Here is a 17,141-nt window from a genome sequence, read left to right on the forward strand (position 1 = left end):
CCTGCCGCACCCGCGGTCTGCTAGGTTTAGCTCCTGCGGCAGCGCCGCATTCCTCCTCCCACGGACCCTCTACATGAGCACATTCGCGTTTCGTTCCCTCCTGGCTGCGGCCACGCTGGCGTTGGCCTCCTGCGGCGGTAACGGTGGCAGTAGCGGCGGCGACACGCTGACCGTGGCCGCCACGGCAGTGCCGCATGCCGAGATCCTGGAAGTGGTCGAACCGTTGCTGGCCAAGCAGGGCGTCAAGCTGGACGTGCGCGTGTTCAACGACTACGTGCAGCCCAACGACCAGGTCGTGCAGAAGCAGATCGACGTCAATTACTTCCAGACCGAGCCGTATCTGGACGCCTACAACCGCGATCGCAAGAGCCAGCTGGTGACCGTGGTCGGCGTGCATATCGAACCGTTCGGCGCGTATTCGCGCCGGTTCAAGACGCTGGCCGAGCTGCCCACCGGTGCGGATGTGGTGATTCCCAACGACCCGAGCAACAACAGCCGCGCGCTGATCCTGCTCGACAAGGCCGGCGTGATCAAACTCAAGGATCCGAGCGACGCCCTGTCCAGCCAGCGCGATATCGTTGAAAACCCCAAGCAGCTGAAATTCCGCGAGCTCGATTCGGCGATGCTGCCGCGCGTGCTCGACCAGGTCGATCTGGCGCTGATCAACACCAACTACGCACTCGACGCCGGCCTCAACCCGACCCGCGACGCGCTGGCGATCGAAAGCAAGGACTCGCCGTACGTGAACTTCCTGGTGGCGCGCCCGGACAACAAGGACGATGCGCGCGTGCAGAAGTTGGCCAAGGCCCTGACCAGCCCGGAAGTGAAGGCCTTCATCGAGCAGAAGTACAAAGGCGCGGTGTTGCCGGCGTTTTAAGAGCGGTCATCCACACGGCTGCGCAGTGGCCAGGCGGGTGCGATCGGTACCCGTCGCAGCACACATCTCGCGTGCACTGCGGTCCTGAGCGCGCCGTCCACGTCCGACTGACGTGCGCCCGCGACGTTTTGCCAACCACTGTTCGCCGCAACTGAGCATCTGATGCCACTTCTCCTTGCTATTCCGCTGGCCGTGATCATCGCTCTGGCGGTGTTCGCGGTGCTGTTTCCGTTGTCGCTGGTGCAGCGCTTCCGTGTCGGTACTGCGCGGCGACAGGCCCGTGGATGGTTGTTGATGATCAATCTGGCCTCGGCTGCGCTCTCCAACGTGTTGTTCGTGATTTTCGCGCTGGTTGCTGCGGCGTTCTGGCCCGGCACGATCAGCCACGCCGCATTCGGCTGGGCCTGCGGGCTGGCCTTGGGTCTGCTGGCGTTGCGGTTAACCCGCTTCGAGCGCACCCAGCAGGGCCTGTTTTACCGGCCCAATCTGTGGCTGGTGCTCGCAGTGACGGCGTTGGTGGTGGTGCGCGTCATCGCCGGCATGGTGCAGGGCTGGCGCAGCGCCTGGCAGGGCGTGGCCTGGCCCACGGAAGGCTGGCTCAGTCATGCCAGCCTACTGGGTGCGGCCGGCGTGCTGCTCGGTTATGCGCTCGCGTATGCCACCTTGCTGTGGTGGCGTTGGCGCAGTGCGCGCCTGCGCGGCAGCGTTTACTGGCGTTGAACTGGTGCCTGCACGTGAGCGCATCTCGATGCTTCGCTGGCACTGGCACTGGCACTGGCGCCGGCACAGGCGCCGCTCACACTTGCGCGGAATAGGCACTGGTGCGGTAAGCCCGCCTGTCCTGCCTGTCCTGCCTGGCCTTCGCACATAGAACGCGCGCAAGATGCAGCGCTCCGAAATGTGTGGAGCGCCACGATTCCCACGCATAAAAAAACGGGCCTTGCGGCCCGTTTTTCTTCAACTGACACCTTGGCTTGCTCGAACGTGCTTAGAAGCGCGCGCCGACGCCGAAGCCGACGGTCCACGGATCCAGTTCCAGCTCGCTGCCGGTGCCCTGGCCGCCTTCGCGCAGTTCCGGACGCGAACGCATGTAGCGGGCGTCGGCACGTGCGAACCAGGTGGAGTTGATGTTCATGTCCACGCCGACGGTGCCGATGACACCCTTGGCGGTGTCCAGGCCCACGTGCTGGCCGCTGGCCGAGGCCGCGTCGATCTTCTCGTTGCTGAAGTTCGACTCGTAGTAGCCCACGCCCACGAACGGGCGGAACACGTTATCGGCCTGGCCGAAGTGGTACTGGCCGCTGATGGCGATCGGCTGCTGCTCGACGGTACCGACCTTGCCCACGCCATCGGCGTTGACGCGGTGGTTGAACTTGTCGGCTGCGCCCCACAGTTCAACGGCCCAGTTGTCGTTGATGTAGTAGCTGGCGCTCAGCGTCGGCGCCGGCCCGCCATCGACGTCCAGGCCCGGGGCCGGGTCGTTCTTCGGCTTGATCAGGGCCACACCGCCGACCACTGCCCAATGCTTGCCAGAGGCGCTATCGGCGCTGGTGGAAGCCGAGGAGGTGTCACCGGTGTAGGTGGTGTCTTGTGCAAAAGCGGACGGCGCAAACGCAAGTGCGGATACAGCAGCCAGGCTCAGGATGGAAATGGAACGCATTGGGGGTCTCCTCGTGTTCTTGTTGGGCCCGTGGAGTGGGCCGCGCCAAAGCTATTCCTGAAAATCTGAATCCACGCCCACCCGCAGCTCGCTAAAATTTCGTTTGTTCAGCAAGTTTCCGAAGAAGGCCGTGGTTGCGACATGCAAGCTGAAAAAGACATTCACCCAGGTGCGATCGCCGTGACGAAAAACGACGTGTTGCAAGGCCTGCCAGCGCACATTCCGGACGATTGCCGTGTCTTGGTGCTCGGTTCGATGCCCGGCAACGCCTCGCTGGACGCGGCGATGTACTACGCGCACCCACGCAATCGGTTCTGGCCCTTGATGCAGGTTTTGCTGAGTATCGATGCAAGCGTTGCGTATGCCGAACGTCTGGAGGCGTTGGCGCACTGCGGCGTCGGCTTGTGGGATGTGATCGGCCAATGCGAACGGCGCGGCAGCCTGGATACGGCCATCGTCGCCAGCAGCATCGTGGTCAATCCGTTGGCGGCGCGCCTGGCGACGCTGCCGCAGCTGCGCGCGGTGGCCTGCAATGGTGCTGCTGCGGCGCAGGCGTGGCGTCGGCACGTGCAACCGCTGTTGCCAACGCAGTTGCAGGCAGTGCCGGTCTGGGCGTTGCCGTCCACCAGCCCGGCCAACGCAGCGTGGTCGTTGCAACGTTTGTGCGACGCCTGGCAGCCGTTGCACGATGCCCTGGACTAGCGACGTTGGCCAGGCATGCATCGACGTGGTGATCGAAGACATGCCCATGATCGAGACACGAGCGAGGTGCATGGTGCCGGTCGAGCGATGTGCACGCATTTTAACGGCTTGAACCAACGCGCATACCAACTGCAGCGCCGATTTGACCGGCTGCGGCGCCGCTATCGGCCATAAGTCATGCCAGCGTCCGGCACAGGCACACGTCCGGCACGCGCGGGCATGCTGAACCCAATGCACAACGGAGCGGCGCGATGACGAGCAAGCACGGATTGATGATGGCGCTAGGGCTGCTAGCAGGCATGTTCGGTGTCGTGGACGCGGCAGCGGCCAAAGACCTGCACTGCGAAGTCAGCAGCGACTACGATCTCACGCTCAACCCGCGCAGCCTGATCCTGATCCGCGAATCGGGCACGCCGCAGCGCCTGGTACTGCGCCAGGGCGCTTTGTTCGTCGACGACCGCTGGGTGGCGCTGAGCGCGGACGATCGCGCCCGCTTGATCCAGTTCGAGCGCCAGACCCGCGAGGTGGTACCGCTGGCGCAGCAGGTCGGGCGCGAAGCGGCCGATATCGCCGTCACCGCGCTGGGCGAGGTGGCGGCCGGTTTCAGCCGCACCCCGGAGACCACGCGCACCCAGATGGCGAACGTGCGCGAGAAGATCGATACGCGTTTGAAGCAGAGCTTCAGCAAGAGCCAGCTCACCACGATCGACATCGATGACGACATCGGCGCCATGGTGGCCGAGCTGCTGCCGCAACTGATCGGCGATGTCGTCGCCGGTGCGGTGCAGTCGGCATTGACCGGTAACGATGTGCAGCTGCGGTCGCTGGACGGCGTGGAAGCGCGCATCGAGCGCCTGATCGAGCCGCAGGCGCGTGCGTTGCGGCCGCGCGCGCAGCAATTGTGCGAGCGGGTGGAAGCGCTCGATGGCCTGGACAATGCGCTGGCGTATCGTTTGCCCTCGGGCGAGCCACTGCAACTGTTGCGGGTCGATCGACGCGCCTCGAAATGATCCAGCGCGTGCGTGCGCAAACGCTGCATCCCACCCGGCGTGCGACTTTTTCCACGGCAATGGTTGGCGCTGCGGCCCGCAGCCGGCCACAATAGGGGTTTCCCCATTCTGTTGCCGGAGTTCCCCCGTATGGCCGAAATCAAGGAAGCACTTGTCCCCGATATCGGTGACTACAGCGATGTCCCGGTAATCGAGGTGCTGGTGTCGGTCGGCGATACGGTCAGCAAGGACCAGAGCCTGGTCACGCTGGAATCGGACAAGGCCACCATGGAAGTGCCCTCGTCGGTGTCCGGCGTGGTCAAGGAGATCAAGGTCAAGGTCGGCGATTCGCTGTCGCAGGGCGCGCTGGTGGCGCTGATCGAAGTGGCCGATGCCGGTGCCGAAACCGCGGCTGCCCCCGCTCCGGCGGCTGCGCCCGCTGCTCCGGCCAAGGCCGCGCCCGCTGCCGCCCCGGCGCCGGCCGCCAAGGCCGAGCCGGCGGCGCCTGCCGCATCCTCGGAAGGCGGCCTGATCGAGGCGCTTGTGCCCGACATCGGCGACTACACCGACATCCCGGTGATAGAAGTGCTGGTCGCGGTCGGCGATACCGTCGCCAAGGACCAGAGCCTGGTCACGCTGGAGTCGGACAAGGCCACGATGGAAGTGCCGTCCTCGGCCGCCGGCGTGGTCAAGGAACTCAAGGTCAAGGTCGGCGATACGCTCTCGCAGGGCAATGTGGTCGCCATCATCGCTGCCAGCGATGGCGGTGCCGGTGCGGCGCAGTCCCCGGCCAAGCCCACCACCGATACCGCCGAAACGGCGGGCAAGGTCGAGCCGGTCGCCGTGTCTGCGGTACCGGACAAGCTGGCCCAGCGCGAGATCGCGCAGGTACAGGGCGCGCGCTCCAGCGAGGCGTCGCAGCCTGCACAGGGCGGCCAGCCATCGGCCGGCAACCCGTCCAGCCCGCCGGTGACCTTCGACGCCGACAGCGTGCTGCCGTCCAAGGTGGCCTATGCCAGCCCGGTGGTGCGCGTGTTCGCGCGCGAGCTCGGCGTGGATCTGAACCAGCTCAAGGGCAGCGAAAAGGGCGGCCGCATCACCCGCGAGGACGTGCAGCGCTTCGTCAAGGCCGCGCTCAGCGGCGGCGCGGCTGCCGCGGCAGGTGCAGCGCCGGCCGGTGGCGGCAACGGCCTGAACCTGCTGGCTTGGCCGAAAGTGGACTTCAGCAAGTTCGGCGAGACCGAAACCCAGCCGCTGTCGCGCATCAAGAAGATTTCCGGTGCCAACCTGGCACGCAACTGGGCCATGATTCCGCACGTCACCCAGTTCGAATCGGCCGACATCACCGACCTGGAAGCGCTACGTGTGGCCCTCAACAAGGAAAACGAGAAGGCCGGCATCAAGCTGACCATGCTCGCCTTCCTGGTCAAGGCCAGCGCTGCGGGTCTGAAGAAATTCCCCGAGTTCAACGCCTCGCTCGATGCGGCCGGCGAAAACCTCACGCTGAAGAAGTACATCAACATCGGCTTTGCCGCCGACACCCCGAACGGCCTGGTCGTGCCGGTGATCCGCGACGTCGACAAGAAGGGCGTGCTGCAGATCGCGCAGGAAAGCGGCGAGCTGGCCAAGAAGGCGCGCGACGGCAAGCTGGGTCCGGCCGACATGAGCGGCGGCTGCTTCTCGATCAGCTCGCTCGGCGGCATCGGTGGTACGGCGTTCACGCCGATCATCAATGCGCCGGAAGTGGCGATCCTGGGCGTGTCCAAGTCGGCGATGCAGCCGGTGTGGAACGGCAAGGAGTTCGCACCCAAGTTGATGCTGCCGCTGTCGTTGAGCTACGACCACCGCGTCATCGACGGCGCGCTGGCCGCACGCTTCACCACCTACCTCAGCCAGGTGCTGGCCGACATGCGACGCGTCCTGCTGTGAAAGCGGCGCTGCTGACGCTCGCCCTGCTGGGCGTGTTGCCGTGCACGGCTGCGGCGGCACGCGAGTGCGAGAGCACGCTCGGGCGCGGCTGGCCGCCGGCGGTGGGCAACTATGGCACCGCGGTCACCACGCTGCTCGATGCTGGTGGCAAGCCAAGCCTGTCGTTGCTGACGCTGCCCACCCGCGGCGTGGAAAGCGGCGTCTCGCTGCTGCCGGGCAAGGACGGCGCCGACTGGACCCTGCGCCACAGCCGCGCTGACGAGCGCGTCTACAGCTGGGTCAGCCAGAGCGATCGCGGCAGCGTGCAGTTCCGTACCGAGCAGACCCCGGAAACGGTGGAAATTCCGATTCCGGCAGCGTTGGCAAAGCGCCTGGTCAGCAACTGGACCGCTGCACTGACCCGGCTCGCACCCACCGGACGCACCGCGCCGGTAAGCGAGGGCGAGGTGCTGTCGTTCCAGGTCGATGGCGTTCGCTACAGCGGCGCGCGTCCGGGCTGCGGCGCCGGCGAGTTGCTGGTGCAGCAGGCCGCGTTGCTGATCGAAGCCAGCGAAGGCAAGGAAAAGAAGCGCGACAAGCGCTGGACCCAAATCGAATCGTCGCTGGATGAACTCCAGCAGACGCTTGCCGGCACGGCCGGTTGAGCCACAGGAGAAGCAAATGGCGGTCATTGAAATCAAGGTTCCCGACATCGGCGATTACAGCGATGTCCCCGTCATCGAAGTGCTGGTCGCCGTCGGCGACAGCGTGGTCAAGGATCAGGGCCTGGTAACGCTGGAGTCGGACAAGGCCACGCTGGAAGTGCCGTCCTCGGCCGCCGGTGTCGTCAAGGAGCTCAAGATCAAGGTCGGCGACAACCTGTCCGAAGGGGCGGTCGTGCTGCTGCTGGAAACCGAAGGCGAGGCCGCCGCGCCCGCCAAGGCCGACACCAAGCCGGCTGCTGCAGCACCGGCCGCTGCGCCGGGCAGCAAGCCGCCGGTGACACCCTCGCATCGCGCCCCGGCCGAACCTGCGCCGTCCAAGCCGGCGCTGGCCAGCGGCAAGCCGGCCGATATCGAATGCAAGATGGTGGTGCTCGGCGCCGGCCCCGGCGGCTACACCGCCGCGTTCCGCGCCGCCGACCTGGGCCTGGACACCGTGCTGATCGAGCGCTACGCCAGTCTCGGCGGGGTCTGCCTCAACGTGGGCTGCATCCCGTCCAAGGCGCTGCTGCATGCCGCCGCGGTGATCGATGAAGTGGCGCACGCCGGCGATTTCGGCGTGGACTTCGGCCAGCCCAAGATCACCCTGGACAAGCTGCGCGAGTACAAGGAAAAGGTGGTCGGCAAGCTCACCGGCGGTCTGGCCAGCATGGCCAAGCAGCGCAAGGTGCGTACCGTCACCGGCGTGGCATCGTTCGTGTCGCCCAACGAGCTGGAGATCGTCGGCGACGACGGCAAGACCCAGCTGCTGCGCTTCGAGCACTGCATCATTGCGGCCGGCTCGCAAGCGGTGAAGCTGCCCAACTTCCCCTGGGACGACAAGCGCGTGATGGACTCCACCGACGCGCTGGAGCTGCACGACATTCCCAAGACCCTGCTGGTGGTCGGCGGCGGCATCATCGGCCTGGAAATGGCCACGGTGTACAGCGCGCTGGGCAGCAAGGTCACCGTGGTCGAGTTCATGGACCAGCTGATGCCGGGCGCCGACAAGGACTTGGTCAAGCCGCTGGCCGACCGCCTGAAGAAGCAGGGCGTGGAAGTCCATCTCAAGACCAAGGCCACCGACGTCAAGGCCGACGCCAGCGGCATCACGGTGTCATTTGAAGCCGCGACCGAAGGCGAAAAGCCGGGTCTGCAAGCGACCGCCTACGATCGCGTGCTGGTCGCTGTGGGCCGCACGCCCAACGGCAAGAAGATCGGCGCCGACAAGGCCGGCGTCACCGTCACCGAGCGCGGCTTCATCCCGGCCGATCGGCAGATGCGCACCAACGTGCCGCATATCTTCGCCATCGGCGACATCGTCGGTAACCCGATGCTGGCGCACAAGGCCACCCACGAAGGCAAGCTGGCCGCCGAAGTGGCTGCCGGCGAGAAGAAGGAATGGGTGGCGCGGGTGATTCCGTCGGTTGCCTACACCAACCCGGAAATCGCCTGGGTCGGCGTGACCGAGACCGAAGCCAAGGCCAAGGGCCTGAAGGTCGGCGTGGCCAAGTTCCCGTGGGCCGCCAGTGGCCGCGCGATCGGCATCGGCCGCACCGAGGGCTTCACCAAGCTGATCTTCGACGAAGAGACCCATCGCGTGATCGGTGGCGCCATCGTCGGCGTGCATGCCGGTGACCTGCTGGCCGAGATCGGCCTTGCGATCGAGATGGGCGCCGAAGCCGAAGACATCGGCCACACCATCCACGCGCATCCGACCCTGAGCGAATCGGTCGGCATGGCCGCCGAGGTCTACGACGGCACCATCACCGACCTGTATATCCCGAAAAAGAATTAAGCCACGCGCGTAGCGTGCACTGCCAACGACGCCCCGCCTTGCGCGGGGCGTCGTCGTTTCTGCATGCTGCCGGGAGCGGCTGCAGGATTCGGCCGCTCCTACGGAGAGGCACTGCATGCGCTACGGAATGCTGGGCGCGTGTTGATGGTCTGCGCTGTCGAGGATCCGGACCAGGTGGATGCGCGGCGTGCCAGCGTAGGTGAGATGCCGTTGGCCGATGAGGTGTGCGTCGCCGCGCAGCTCTACCCAAGGCCATAGCGGTGCATTCGGCACGTGGCAAAAACCGAAAAGGCCCGCGAAGCGCGGGCCTTTTGGTGTAACGCTGCTTGATGCGCGCTGCGTGCAGATCAGAACGCGAGCGTCACGCCTGCAACCGGACCCTTGAACTCCTGCTTCAAACCGATCAGACCGTCGCTGCCGCGCTGGTCGACGTCGAGCTTGAACCAGTCGTAGCCGGCGAACAGGCCGAAGTTCTTGGTGAAGCGGTATTCGGCAATCGCGTTGGCGCGGCTCAGGTCGCCGTCGTAATCGTCGAAGTTGCCCCAGCTGGTGTTGAGGTACTGGCCCTGCACGTTGAACAGCCAATGCTCGCTCGGACGCGCGGTGAAGCGGATACCGACCACCGGCGCCACGCCGTCGGCCTTCTCGTTCAGCACGTCGCCGCTGAACACGCTGCCCAGATCGGCATAGGCGTTGGCTTCGACCTTGGCGTATTCGGCACCGAGCTGCAGGCCCAGGCTGAATTCCGGCGAATCGATGACCGAGTAGTCGTACACCAGGGTGGCGACCTGATACTTCAGCTCACCCTTGATGAAGCTGCCGGTCGGCACGGTGACGCCGCCGCCGCTCAGATCCTGGGTCAGGGTCTCGCGGCGATCCTTGTCGTACTTGAAGTAATCGAAGATCAGGCGCTGACGGGTGCTGATGCGGAACACGCCATCGATGCGCGGCTCCCATTCCTTGCCGCCGAGCTTGAAATCTTCATTGACCGACACGTTGTTGCCTGCCACCAGCGTGTTGCCACGGATGGTGTTGTCGTTGTCGACGTTCATCGCACCGAGACGAATCTGGAAGCGATCATCGGTGTCTTCGGCATGGGCAGGCGCGGCGTAAGCGGCAGCCAGTACGCACGGGATGACCAGTGCGAGAAGGTGTTTCATGGGGAGCTCCATAGTTCCAAGAGAGGCAGGCAACCGACCTGTGGCGCGCACTATCGATAAAACGGTGTCGTTCACAAGTGAACGAGCTGTCGATTCAATGTGAAGGCCGAAATAGCAATCGGACAAAACGGTCCGGTGCCGCGGACAGTTCGACTTTAGTCGTGCGCCGCGCAATCGAGGCGCCAATAACGAAACGATGAGGCTGGTATCGCGCCAGGAACGCATCGATTGGACCGCCGATGGGAAGGTCGCAGGGTGCGACAAAATGCGTAAAAAGCAGGAGCCCCGGTCTCCCGGGGCTCCTAGACGCGACCTGCGGCAGTACCTTTCGACGAGGATGTGCAGGCCTCGTAGGTTATGACCGTCTGTTTGTGGCAAAGTTCCCACCCGTTGCCGCAGCACCTGTATGGTGCGCCGCAGCAGCTAGTGACTTCTGCCGGTTGTCTCGCAATTTGTCCCATTGCTATACTTTCGCGGCTCGACGAGGCGCATCTGCGCTTCCCACTCATTCACACGTAAGGTAACCGTAGTGCTGAACTCCGTTGACGCGGGTCGGCGGTTGATGCTGCGCGCTGCGGTATATCCGCTTGCCGCTGTAGCTATAACCAGTCTGGGGTTGCTGTTGGTCGGTCCCCGTTACGCTGCCGGTCTGGCGTTGACCGGGTTTGCGACGGTGCTGGGCGGCTGGGTCGCAGCACGGACCGCGCTAGGGGGCGGGATCCAGGCGGCAGGTATTGCCATGGTCCGGTTGATCCTGGCGATGGTGTTGAAGTGGGTATTGGTTTTCGTGGCGCTGGCGCTTGGCTTCGGCCTGTGGCGGCTGCCTCCTCTGGCTTTGTTGGCGGGTATCGCCATCGGGCTGATTTTTCAGGTTCTGGCTCTGGCCAGGCGTTGATTCGAACTTAAAGGGCTCCGGACACATGGCGGGCGAGGCAGCAACACCTACCTCCTATATCCAGCATCACTTGCAGAACCTGATCTATCCGGTTCGCGAGGGTGGCGGTACGTTTTGGACCATTCACGTCGACACCCTGGTCATGGCCGTGTTGATGGGCCTGGTGATGGTCGTCGGCTTCTGGACCGCGACCCGCAATGCCACCGCCGGCGTGCCCGGCAAGTGGCAGGCCTTCGTGGAAATCTGCCTGGAGTTCGTCGACCGGCAGGCCAAGGACACCTACCACGGCACCAGCAAGCTGGTGACCCCGATCGCGATCACGATCTTCTTCTGGATCCTGTTGATGAATCTCATCAAGATGATCCCGGCCGACTTCATCGCCATCCCGCTGGGCTGGGCCGGCATCCACGCCTGGAAGCCGGTGCCGACCGCCGACGTCAATGCCACCTTGGGCATGTCGATCAGCGTGTTCTTCCTGATGATCTTCTTCTCGCTGCGCTCCAAGGGCGTGGGCGGGATGACCAAGGAATTCCTGACGGCGCCGTTCGGCAAGTGGATGATGCCGTTCAACCTGCTTTTGAACATCGTCGAGTGGCTGAGCAAGCCGATTTCGTTGGCGATGCGACTGTTCGGCAACATGTTCGGCGGCGAGATCGTCTTCCTGCTGATCTGGGTGCTGGGCGGTGCGGGCATCGCCGGCATGGTTGCTGGCGGCGTATTCGGCCTCGGCTGGATGCTGTTCCACCTGTTGGTGATTCCGCTGCAGGCCTTCATTTTCATGATGCTGTCGATCGTGTATCTGAGCCTTGCCGAAGACAGTCACTGAGTTTGCTGCACCCTTCATCTGCTTCATCCCGATTCATCCATCACCCTTAGAAACTTTCGTTCGGAGATCACCATGTACCTCGCCGTCCTGACCAACCTCGCTCAAGTCCAGAGCTCCACCGTCCTCGCCGTCGGCATCATGATCGGCCTGGCCGCGCTGGGTGCCGGCCTCGGTCTGGCCATCATGGCTGGCAAGTTCCTGGAATCTGCCGCGCGCCAGCCGGAACTGATCCCGGTGCTGCAGGTCCGCATGTTCATCACCGCCGGCCTGATCGACGCCGCGTTCATCATCAGCGTCGCTGTCGGCCTGCTGTTCGCCTTCGCCAATCCGCTGGCCCAGGTGTTCATCGAGCGTCTGTCGCAGGCTGCTGGCTGATCCAGCGGTAGCAGGATGTGGAGGCAACCGCGTGCGGTTGTCTCCGCGGATGAAGGTCGGAAAGCGTCGCCATGCGGCAGCGCTTTCACCCCTAAAGAGCGATTGAGCGACCCATGGACATCACCCTTACCATCTTTGCCCAGGCGCTGGCCTTCGCCGGTCTGATCTGGATCGTCGCGACCAAAATCTGGCCGCCGCTGCTGCAGGCGATCGAAGAGCGTCAGCAAAAGATCGCTGAAGGTCTGGCTGCGGCCGATCGTAGTCAGAAGGATCTGGCGCAGGCGCAGGAAAAGGTCAACGAAGCACTGAAGGACGCACGCACCAAGGCCAACGAGATCATCGATCAGGCCCATGCGCGCGCCAACCAGATCATCGAAGCGGCCAAGCACGAGGCAATTGCCGAAGCCAACCGTCAGAAGGATCTGGCGCAGACCGAGATCGACGCGTCCGCCACGCGTGCCCGCGAGGAACTGCGCAAGCAGGTGTCCGTGCTGGCCGTCAGTGGTGCCGAGAAGCTGCTCAAGCGCGAAATCGATGCCAACGCCCACAAGGCGCTGCTCGACGAGCTGGCGGCGGAGATTTAATCGATGAGCCAGGCCCTCACACTTGCCCGTCCCTACGGCCGTGCCGCGTTTGCGATCGCGCGTGAGGGCGGTACCTTCACACTCTGGTCCGATGCGCTGGCGTTCTCGGCGCAGGTGGCCGGCGACCCGCGCGTGGCTGCATTGCTGCTCAACCCGGTCTTGCGCCAGGAACAGGCGGTGACGTTACTGGCGCCGCCAACGGCGAGCGAAGACTATCTGCGTTTTCTTGGCTTGCTGGCCGATGCGCAGCGTTTGTCGGTGCTGCCGGAAATCGCAGGCTTGTACGAACAGCTGCGCGCCGAGGCCGAACATGTCGTCAAGGCGACAGTGACCTCGGCAACCGAAATGACCGCGACCGAGCTGGACACGATCGCTGCTGCGCTGAAGAAGCGTTTTGGCCGCGAGGTGGACATCACCACCGCGGTGGATGCTTCGTTGATCGGCGGCGCGGTGATCGACACCGGCGACGTGGTCATCGACGGCTCGCTGAAGGGCAAGCTTGCGCGTCTGCAAAGCTCGCTCGCCCACTGAATTCACATAAACGCATGGCCCTCGCGGCCGGCACCTAGGACTGAACGATGGCAACCACGCTCAACCCCTCCGAAATCAGCGACCTGATCAAGACCCGCATCGAGACGGTCAAGCTGTCCGCGGAGTCGCGCAACGAAGGCTCCGTGACCAGCGTGTCCGATGGCATCGTGCGCATCTTCGGCCTGGCCGACGTGATGCAGGGCGAAATGATCGAACTGCCCAACAACACTTTCGCGCTTGCGCTGAACCTGGAGCGCGATTCGGTCGGCGCCGTGGTGCTGGGCGATTACGAGAACCTGCGCGAAGGCGACGTGGCCAAGACCACCGGCCGCATCCTGGAAGTGCCGGTGGGTCCGGAGCTGCTCGGTCGCGTGGTCAACGCGCTGGGCGAGCCGATCGACGGCAAGGGCCCGCTGGGCGCCACCCAGACCGCACCGGTGGAGCGTGTTGCGCCCGGCGTGATCTGGCGCAAGTCGGTCGACCAGCCGGTGCAGACCGGTTACAAGTCGGTCGATGCGATGATCCCGATCGGCCGCGGCCAGCGCGAGCTGGTCATCGGCGACCGCCAGACCGGCAAGACCGCGCTGGCGATCGATGCGGTGATCAACCAGAAGGGCACCGGCATCAAGTGCGTGTACGTGGCGATCGGCCAGAAGGCCTCGACCGTTGCCAACATCGTGCGCAAGCTCGAAGAGAACGGCGCGCTGGCGCACACCGTGGTGGTGGCGGCGACCGCGTCCGAATCGGCCGCGATGCAGTACATCAGCCCGTATGCCGGCTGCACCATGGGCGAGTACTTCATGGACCGCGGCGAAGACGCGCTGATCGTCTACGACGATCTGTCCAAGCAGGCCGTGGCCTACCGCCAGATCTCGCTGCTGCTCAAGCGCCCGCCGGGTCGCGAAGCCTATCCGGGCGACGTCTTCTATCTGCATAGCCGTCTGCTCGAGCGCGCTGCGCGCGTGTCCGAGGAGTACGTGGAGAAGTTCACCAACGGTGCGGTGACCGGCAAGACCGGTTCGCTGACCGCGCTGCCGATCATCGAAACGCAGGCCGGCGACGTGTCCGCGTTCGTGCCGACCAACGTGATCTCGATCACCGACGGCCAGATCTTCCTGGAAACCGACCTGTTCAACGCCGGTATCCGCCCGGCCGTGAACGCCGGTATCTCGGTGTCGCGCGTCGGTGGTGCGGCCCAGACCAAGATCATCAAGAAGCTGTCCGGCGGTATCCGTATCTCGCTGGCGCAGTACCGCGAGCTGGCGGCGTTCGCGCAGTTCGCCTCGGATCTGGACGAAGCCACCCGCAAGCAGCTCGAGCGCGGCCAGCGCGTCACCGAGCTGATGAAGCAGAAGCAGTACGCGCCGATGTCCATCGCCAACCAGGCACTGTCGATCTATGCCGTCAACGAGGGCTACCTCGATGAAGTGCCGGTCAACAAGCTGCTGGCGTTCGAAGAAGGCCTGCACGCGCACTTCGCCAACACCCAGGGTGAGCTGATCTCCAAGATCAACAGCACCGGCGGCTGGGACAACGACATCGAAGCTGCCTTCAAGAAGGGCATCGAAGAGTTCAAGACCACGGGCAGCTGGTAAATCCAGCTGCGGGAATCGGGAATAGAGAATAGGGAATCGTCAAAGCGGGTTGGCTGTGCCAATTCCCGACTCACGATTCCCCATTCCCACTAAGCGAGCGAAGCGAGCGAGTATGGCAGGCGGACGCGAAATCAAAACCAAGATCAAGAGCGTGCAGAACACCCGCAAGGTGACGCGCGCGCTCGAAATGGTCTCGGCCTCCAAGATCCGCAAGGCGCAGGACCGCATGAAGACCTCGCGTCCGTACGCGCAGGCGATGAAGCAGGTGATCGGACATCTGGCGCAGGCCAGCACCGACTACCAGCATCCGTTTCTGGTCGAGCGTGAGCAGGTCAAGCGGGTCGGCTACATCGTGATCTCTTCCGACCGCGGCCTGGCCGGCGGTCTGAACAACAACCTGTTCCGCAAGATGCTGGGCGAAGTGCGCCCATGGCAGGACAAGGGCGCCGAGATCGACGTGGTGACCATCGGTCAGAAGGCCTCGGCGTTCTTCCGTCGCATCAAGGTCAACATGGTCGGCAGCGTCACCCATCTGGGCGACAGCCCGCACATCGAGCAGTTGATCGGTGTGATCAAGGTGATGCTGGATGCCTTCACCGAAGGCAAGGTCGATCGCGTGTATCTGGTCTACAACCGCTTCGTGAACACGATGACGCAGAAGGCCAGCTTCGATCAGCTGCTGCCGCTGCCGGCCGCCGAGCACAAGGTGGCCCATCACGATTGGGATTACCTGTACGAACCCGATGCCGCCAGCGTGCTGGAGCACGTGATGACGCGTTACATCGAGTCGCTGGTGTACCAGGCCGTGCTGGAAAACGTGGCCTCCGAACATGCCGCGCGCATGGTGGCGATGAAGGCCGCCAGCGACAACGCCAACAAGATGATCGGCACCTTGCAACTGGTCTACAACAAGGCGCGTCAGGCGGCGATCACCCAGGAAATTTCGGAAATCGTCAGCGGCGCGGCCGCCGTATAGCCGGGAATAGGGAATGGAGAATCGGGAATGGTCGAAGCAGCAGCACTTGATCTTCCCATTCCCGACTCCCGTTTCCCTATTCCCGACACAAGAATCGAACAGACATTAGTGGAGTTATCCAAATGAGTCAGGGCAAGATCGTTCAGATCATCGGCGCGGTCGTCGACGTCGAATTCCAGCGCCATGAAGTGCCGAAGGTCTATCACGCGTTGAAGGTCGAAGGCACCGAAATCACCCTGGAAGTGCAGCAGCAGCTCGGCGATGGCGTGGTGCGCACGATTGCGCTCGGCTCCACCGACGGCCTGAAGCGCAACCTGCTGGCCACCAACACCGAGCGCGCCATTTCGGTGCCGGTCGGTGCCGGGACGCTGGGCCGCATCATGGACGTGCTGGGTCGCCCGATCGACGAAGCCGGCGACGTGCAGGCATCGGACCATTGGGAAATCCACCGCGCTGCGCCGTCGTACGAAGACCAGTCCTCCAGCACCGAGTTGCTGGAAACCGGCATCAAGGTCATCGACCTGATGTGCCCGTTCGCCAAGGGCGGCAAGGTCGGCCTGTTCGGCGGCGCCGGCGTCGGCAAGACCGTCAACATGATGGAACTGATCAACAACATCGCCAAGGCGCACTCGGGTCTGTCCGTGTTTGCCGGCGTGGGCGAGCGTACCCGCGAGGGCAACGACTTCTACCACGAGATGAAAGACTCCAACGTGCTGGACAAGGTTGCGATGGTGTACGGCCAGATGAACGAGCCGCCGGGCAACCGTCTGCGTGTGGCGCTGACCGGCCTGACCATGGCCGAGTACTTCCGCGACGAGAAGGACGAGAACGGCAAGGGCAAGGACGTGCTGCTGTTCGTGGACAACATCTACCGCTACACGCTGGCCGGCACCGAAGTGTCCGCGCTGCTCGGCCGCATGCCGTCGGCAGTGGGTTACCAGCCGACCCTGGCCGAGGAGATGGGCGTGTTGCAGGAACGCATCACCTCGACCAAGAGCGGTTCGATCACCTCGATCCAGGCCGTGTACGTGCCCGCGGATGACCTGACCGACCCGTCGCCGGCGACCACCTTCGCCCACCTGGATTCCACCGTCACGCTGAGCCGTAACATCGCCTCGCTGGGCATCTACCCGGCCGTGGATCCGCTGGATTCCACCAGCCGCCAGATGGACCCGCTGGTGATCGGCCACGAGCATTACGACACCGCCCAGCGCGTGCAGCAGACCTTGCAGAAGTACAAGGAACTGAAGGACATCATCGCGATCCTGGGCATGGACGAACTGAGCGAAGAAGACAAGCAGTCGGTGTCGCGCGCACGCAAGATCGAGCGCTTCTTCAGCCAGCCCTTCCACGTGGCCGAAGTGTTCACCGGCTCGCCGGGCAAGTACGTCTCGCTGAAGGACACCATCCGCGGCTTCAAGGCGATCTGCGACGGCGAATACGACCACCTGCCGGAGCAGGCGTTCTATATGGTCGGCAGCATCGAAGAAGCGGTCGAGAAAGCCAACAAGATGAGCGCCAAGGCCTGATGGATCCCAGCCGCTATGCGGCTGGAATCGGGAAT

The 17,141-nt window shown here is 64.1% G+C and carries 17 protein-coding genes; 15 read left to right on the top strand and 2 right to left on the bottom strand.

Annotated features, from left to right (window positions below; translation table 11 throughout):
- Nucleotides 1-73: 73 nt before the first annotated feature.
- Both NYR97_RS12240 and NYR97_RS12245 read left to right on the top strand, forming a co-directional pair.
- Nucleotides 74-877 (top strand): MetQ/NlpA family ABC transporter substrate-binding protein, encoded by an 804-nt coding sequence (locus NYR97_RS12240; protein WP_316693376.1) that lies wholly within the window; start codon nucleotides 74-76, stop codon nucleotides 875-877.
- Between the two features lie 162 nt (nucleotides 878-1,039).
- Nucleotides 1,040-1,597: a CcdC protein domain-containing protein gene (locus NYR97_RS12245; RefSeq protein ID WP_316693378.1), complete on the top strand. Its 558-nt coding sequence runs from the start codon at nucleotides 1,040-1,042 to the stop codon at nucleotides 1,595-1,597.
- Nucleotides 1,598-1,865: 268 nt separating this feature from the next.
- Here NYR97_RS12245 and NYR97_RS12250 read toward each other — a convergent pair whose 3' ends face one another.
- Entirely contained in the window at nucleotides 1,866-2,537 is a 672-nt protein-coding gene (locus NYR97_RS12250; RefSeq protein WP_006450414.1) for an OmpW/AlkL family protein, read from the bottom strand.
- A 141-nt stretch (nucleotides 2,538-2,678) separates the two neighbouring features.
- Between NYR97_RS12250 and NYR97_RS12255 the strand changes: the two genes are divergently transcribed.
- The 5 genes from NYR97_RS12255 (at nucleotide 2,679) to lpdA (ending at nucleotide 8,635) form a co-directional block, all read left to right on the top strand.
- A complete protein-coding gene (locus NYR97_RS12255; protein WP_316693380.1) occupies nucleotides 2,679-3,239 on the top strand; it encodes a DNA-deoxyinosine glycosylase in 561 nt (186 codons plus the stop codon).
- A 251-nt stretch (nucleotides 3,240-3,490) separates the two neighbouring features.
- A complete protein-coding gene (locus NYR97_RS12260; protein WP_425612990.1) occupies nucleotides 3,491-4,249 on the top strand; it encodes a DUF2884 family protein in 759 nt (252 codons plus the stop codon).
- A gap of 129 nt (nucleotides 4,250-4,378) precedes the next feature.
- Nucleotides 4,379-6,157: a dihydrolipoyllysine-residue acetyltransferase gene (locus NYR97_RS12265; protein WP_316693383.1), complete on the top strand. Its 1,779-nt coding sequence runs from the start codon at nucleotides 4,379-4,381 to the stop codon at nucleotides 6,155-6,157.
- Nucleotides 6,154-6,801 (top strand): hypothetical protein, encoded by a 648-nt coding sequence (locus NYR97_RS12270; RefSeq protein WP_316693385.1) that lies wholly within the window; start codon nucleotides 6,154-6,156, stop codon nucleotides 6,799-6,801. Before NYR97_RS12265 ends, NYR97_RS12270 begins: the two co-directional genes overlap by 4 nt.
- 16 nt (nucleotides 6,802-6,817) lie before the next feature.
- Nucleotides 6,818-8,635, top strand: a complete 1,818-nt coding sequence (gene lpdA, locus NYR97_RS12275) for a dihydrolipoyl dehydrogenase (RefSeq protein ID WP_316693387.1) — start codon at nucleotides 6,818-6,820, stop codon at nucleotides 8,633-8,635.
- Between the two features lie 347 nt (nucleotides 8,636-8,982).
- Here the strand turns inward: lpdA and NYR97_RS12280 are convergent, their stop codons facing one another.
- A complete protein-coding gene (locus NYR97_RS12280) occupies nucleotides 8,983-9,795 on the bottom strand; it encodes a hypothetical protein (RefSeq protein ID WP_316693389.1) in 813 nt (270 codons plus the stop codon).
- A 529-nt stretch (nucleotides 9,796-10,324) separates the two neighbouring features.
- Between NYR97_RS12280 and NYR97_RS12285 the strand changes: the two genes are divergently transcribed.
- The 8 genes from NYR97_RS12285 (at nucleotide 10,325) to atpD (ending at nucleotide 17,106) form a co-directional block, all read left to right on the top strand.
- Complete coding sequence (locus NYR97_RS12285) at nucleotides 10,325-10,690, top strand: hypothetical protein (protein WP_005920882.1); 366 nt, start codon at nucleotides 10,325-10,327, stop codon at nucleotides 10,688-10,690.
- Nucleotides 10,691-10,715: 25 nt separating this feature from the next.
- Nucleotides 10,716-11,516 carry a F0F1 ATP synthase subunit A gene (atpB, locus tag NYR97_RS12290; protein ID WP_006450422.1) on the top strand — a complete coding sequence of 267 codons (801 nt, stop codon included), beginning with the start codon at nucleotides 10,716-10,718 and terminating at the stop codon, nucleotides 11,514-11,516.
- A 72-nt stretch (nucleotides 11,517-11,588) separates the two neighbouring features.
- Nucleotides 11,589-11,891 (top strand): F0F1 ATP synthase subunit C, encoded by a 303-nt coding sequence (atpE, locus tag NYR97_RS12295; protein ID WP_002814105.1) that lies wholly within the window; start codon nucleotides 11,589-11,591, stop codon nucleotides 11,889-11,891.
- A gap of 113 nt (nucleotides 11,892-12,004) precedes the next feature.
- Complete coding sequence (locus tag NYR97_RS12300) at nucleotides 12,005-12,475, top strand: F0F1 ATP synthase subunit B (RefSeq protein ID WP_016901014.1); 471 nt, start codon at nucleotides 12,005-12,007, stop codon at nucleotides 12,473-12,475.
- 3 nt (nucleotides 12,476-12,478) lie between these two features.
- A complete protein-coding gene (locus NYR97_RS12305; RefSeq protein ID WP_316693452.1) occupies nucleotides 12,479-13,006 on the top strand; it encodes a F0F1 ATP synthase subunit delta in 528 nt (175 codons plus the stop codon).
- Between the two features lie 47 nt (nucleotides 13,007-13,053).
- Entirely contained in the window at nucleotides 13,054-14,601 is a 1,548-nt protein-coding gene (gene atpA, locus NYR97_RS12310; RefSeq protein WP_316693454.1) for a F0F1 ATP synthase subunit alpha, read from the top strand.
- 112 nt (nucleotides 14,602-14,713) lie between these two features.
- Nucleotides 14,714-15,577: a F0F1 ATP synthase subunit gamma gene (gene atpG / locus NYR97_RS12315; protein ID WP_205392543.1), complete on the top strand. Its 864-nt coding sequence runs from the start codon at nucleotides 14,714-14,716 to the stop codon at nucleotides 15,575-15,577.
- Between the two features lie 122 nt (nucleotides 15,578-15,699).
- Entirely contained in the window at nucleotides 15,700-17,106 is a 1,407-nt protein-coding gene (gene atpD, locus NYR97_RS12320; RefSeq protein WP_006450427.1) for a F0F1 ATP synthase subunit beta, read from the top strand.
- Nucleotides 17,107-17,141: the final 35 nt, after the last annotated feature.

Source organism: Xanthomonas hydrangeae, assembly GCF_032697525.1.
GTDB lineage: Bacteria > Pseudomonadota > Gammaproteobacteria > Xanthomonadales > Xanthomonadaceae > Xanthomonas > Xanthomonas hydrangeae.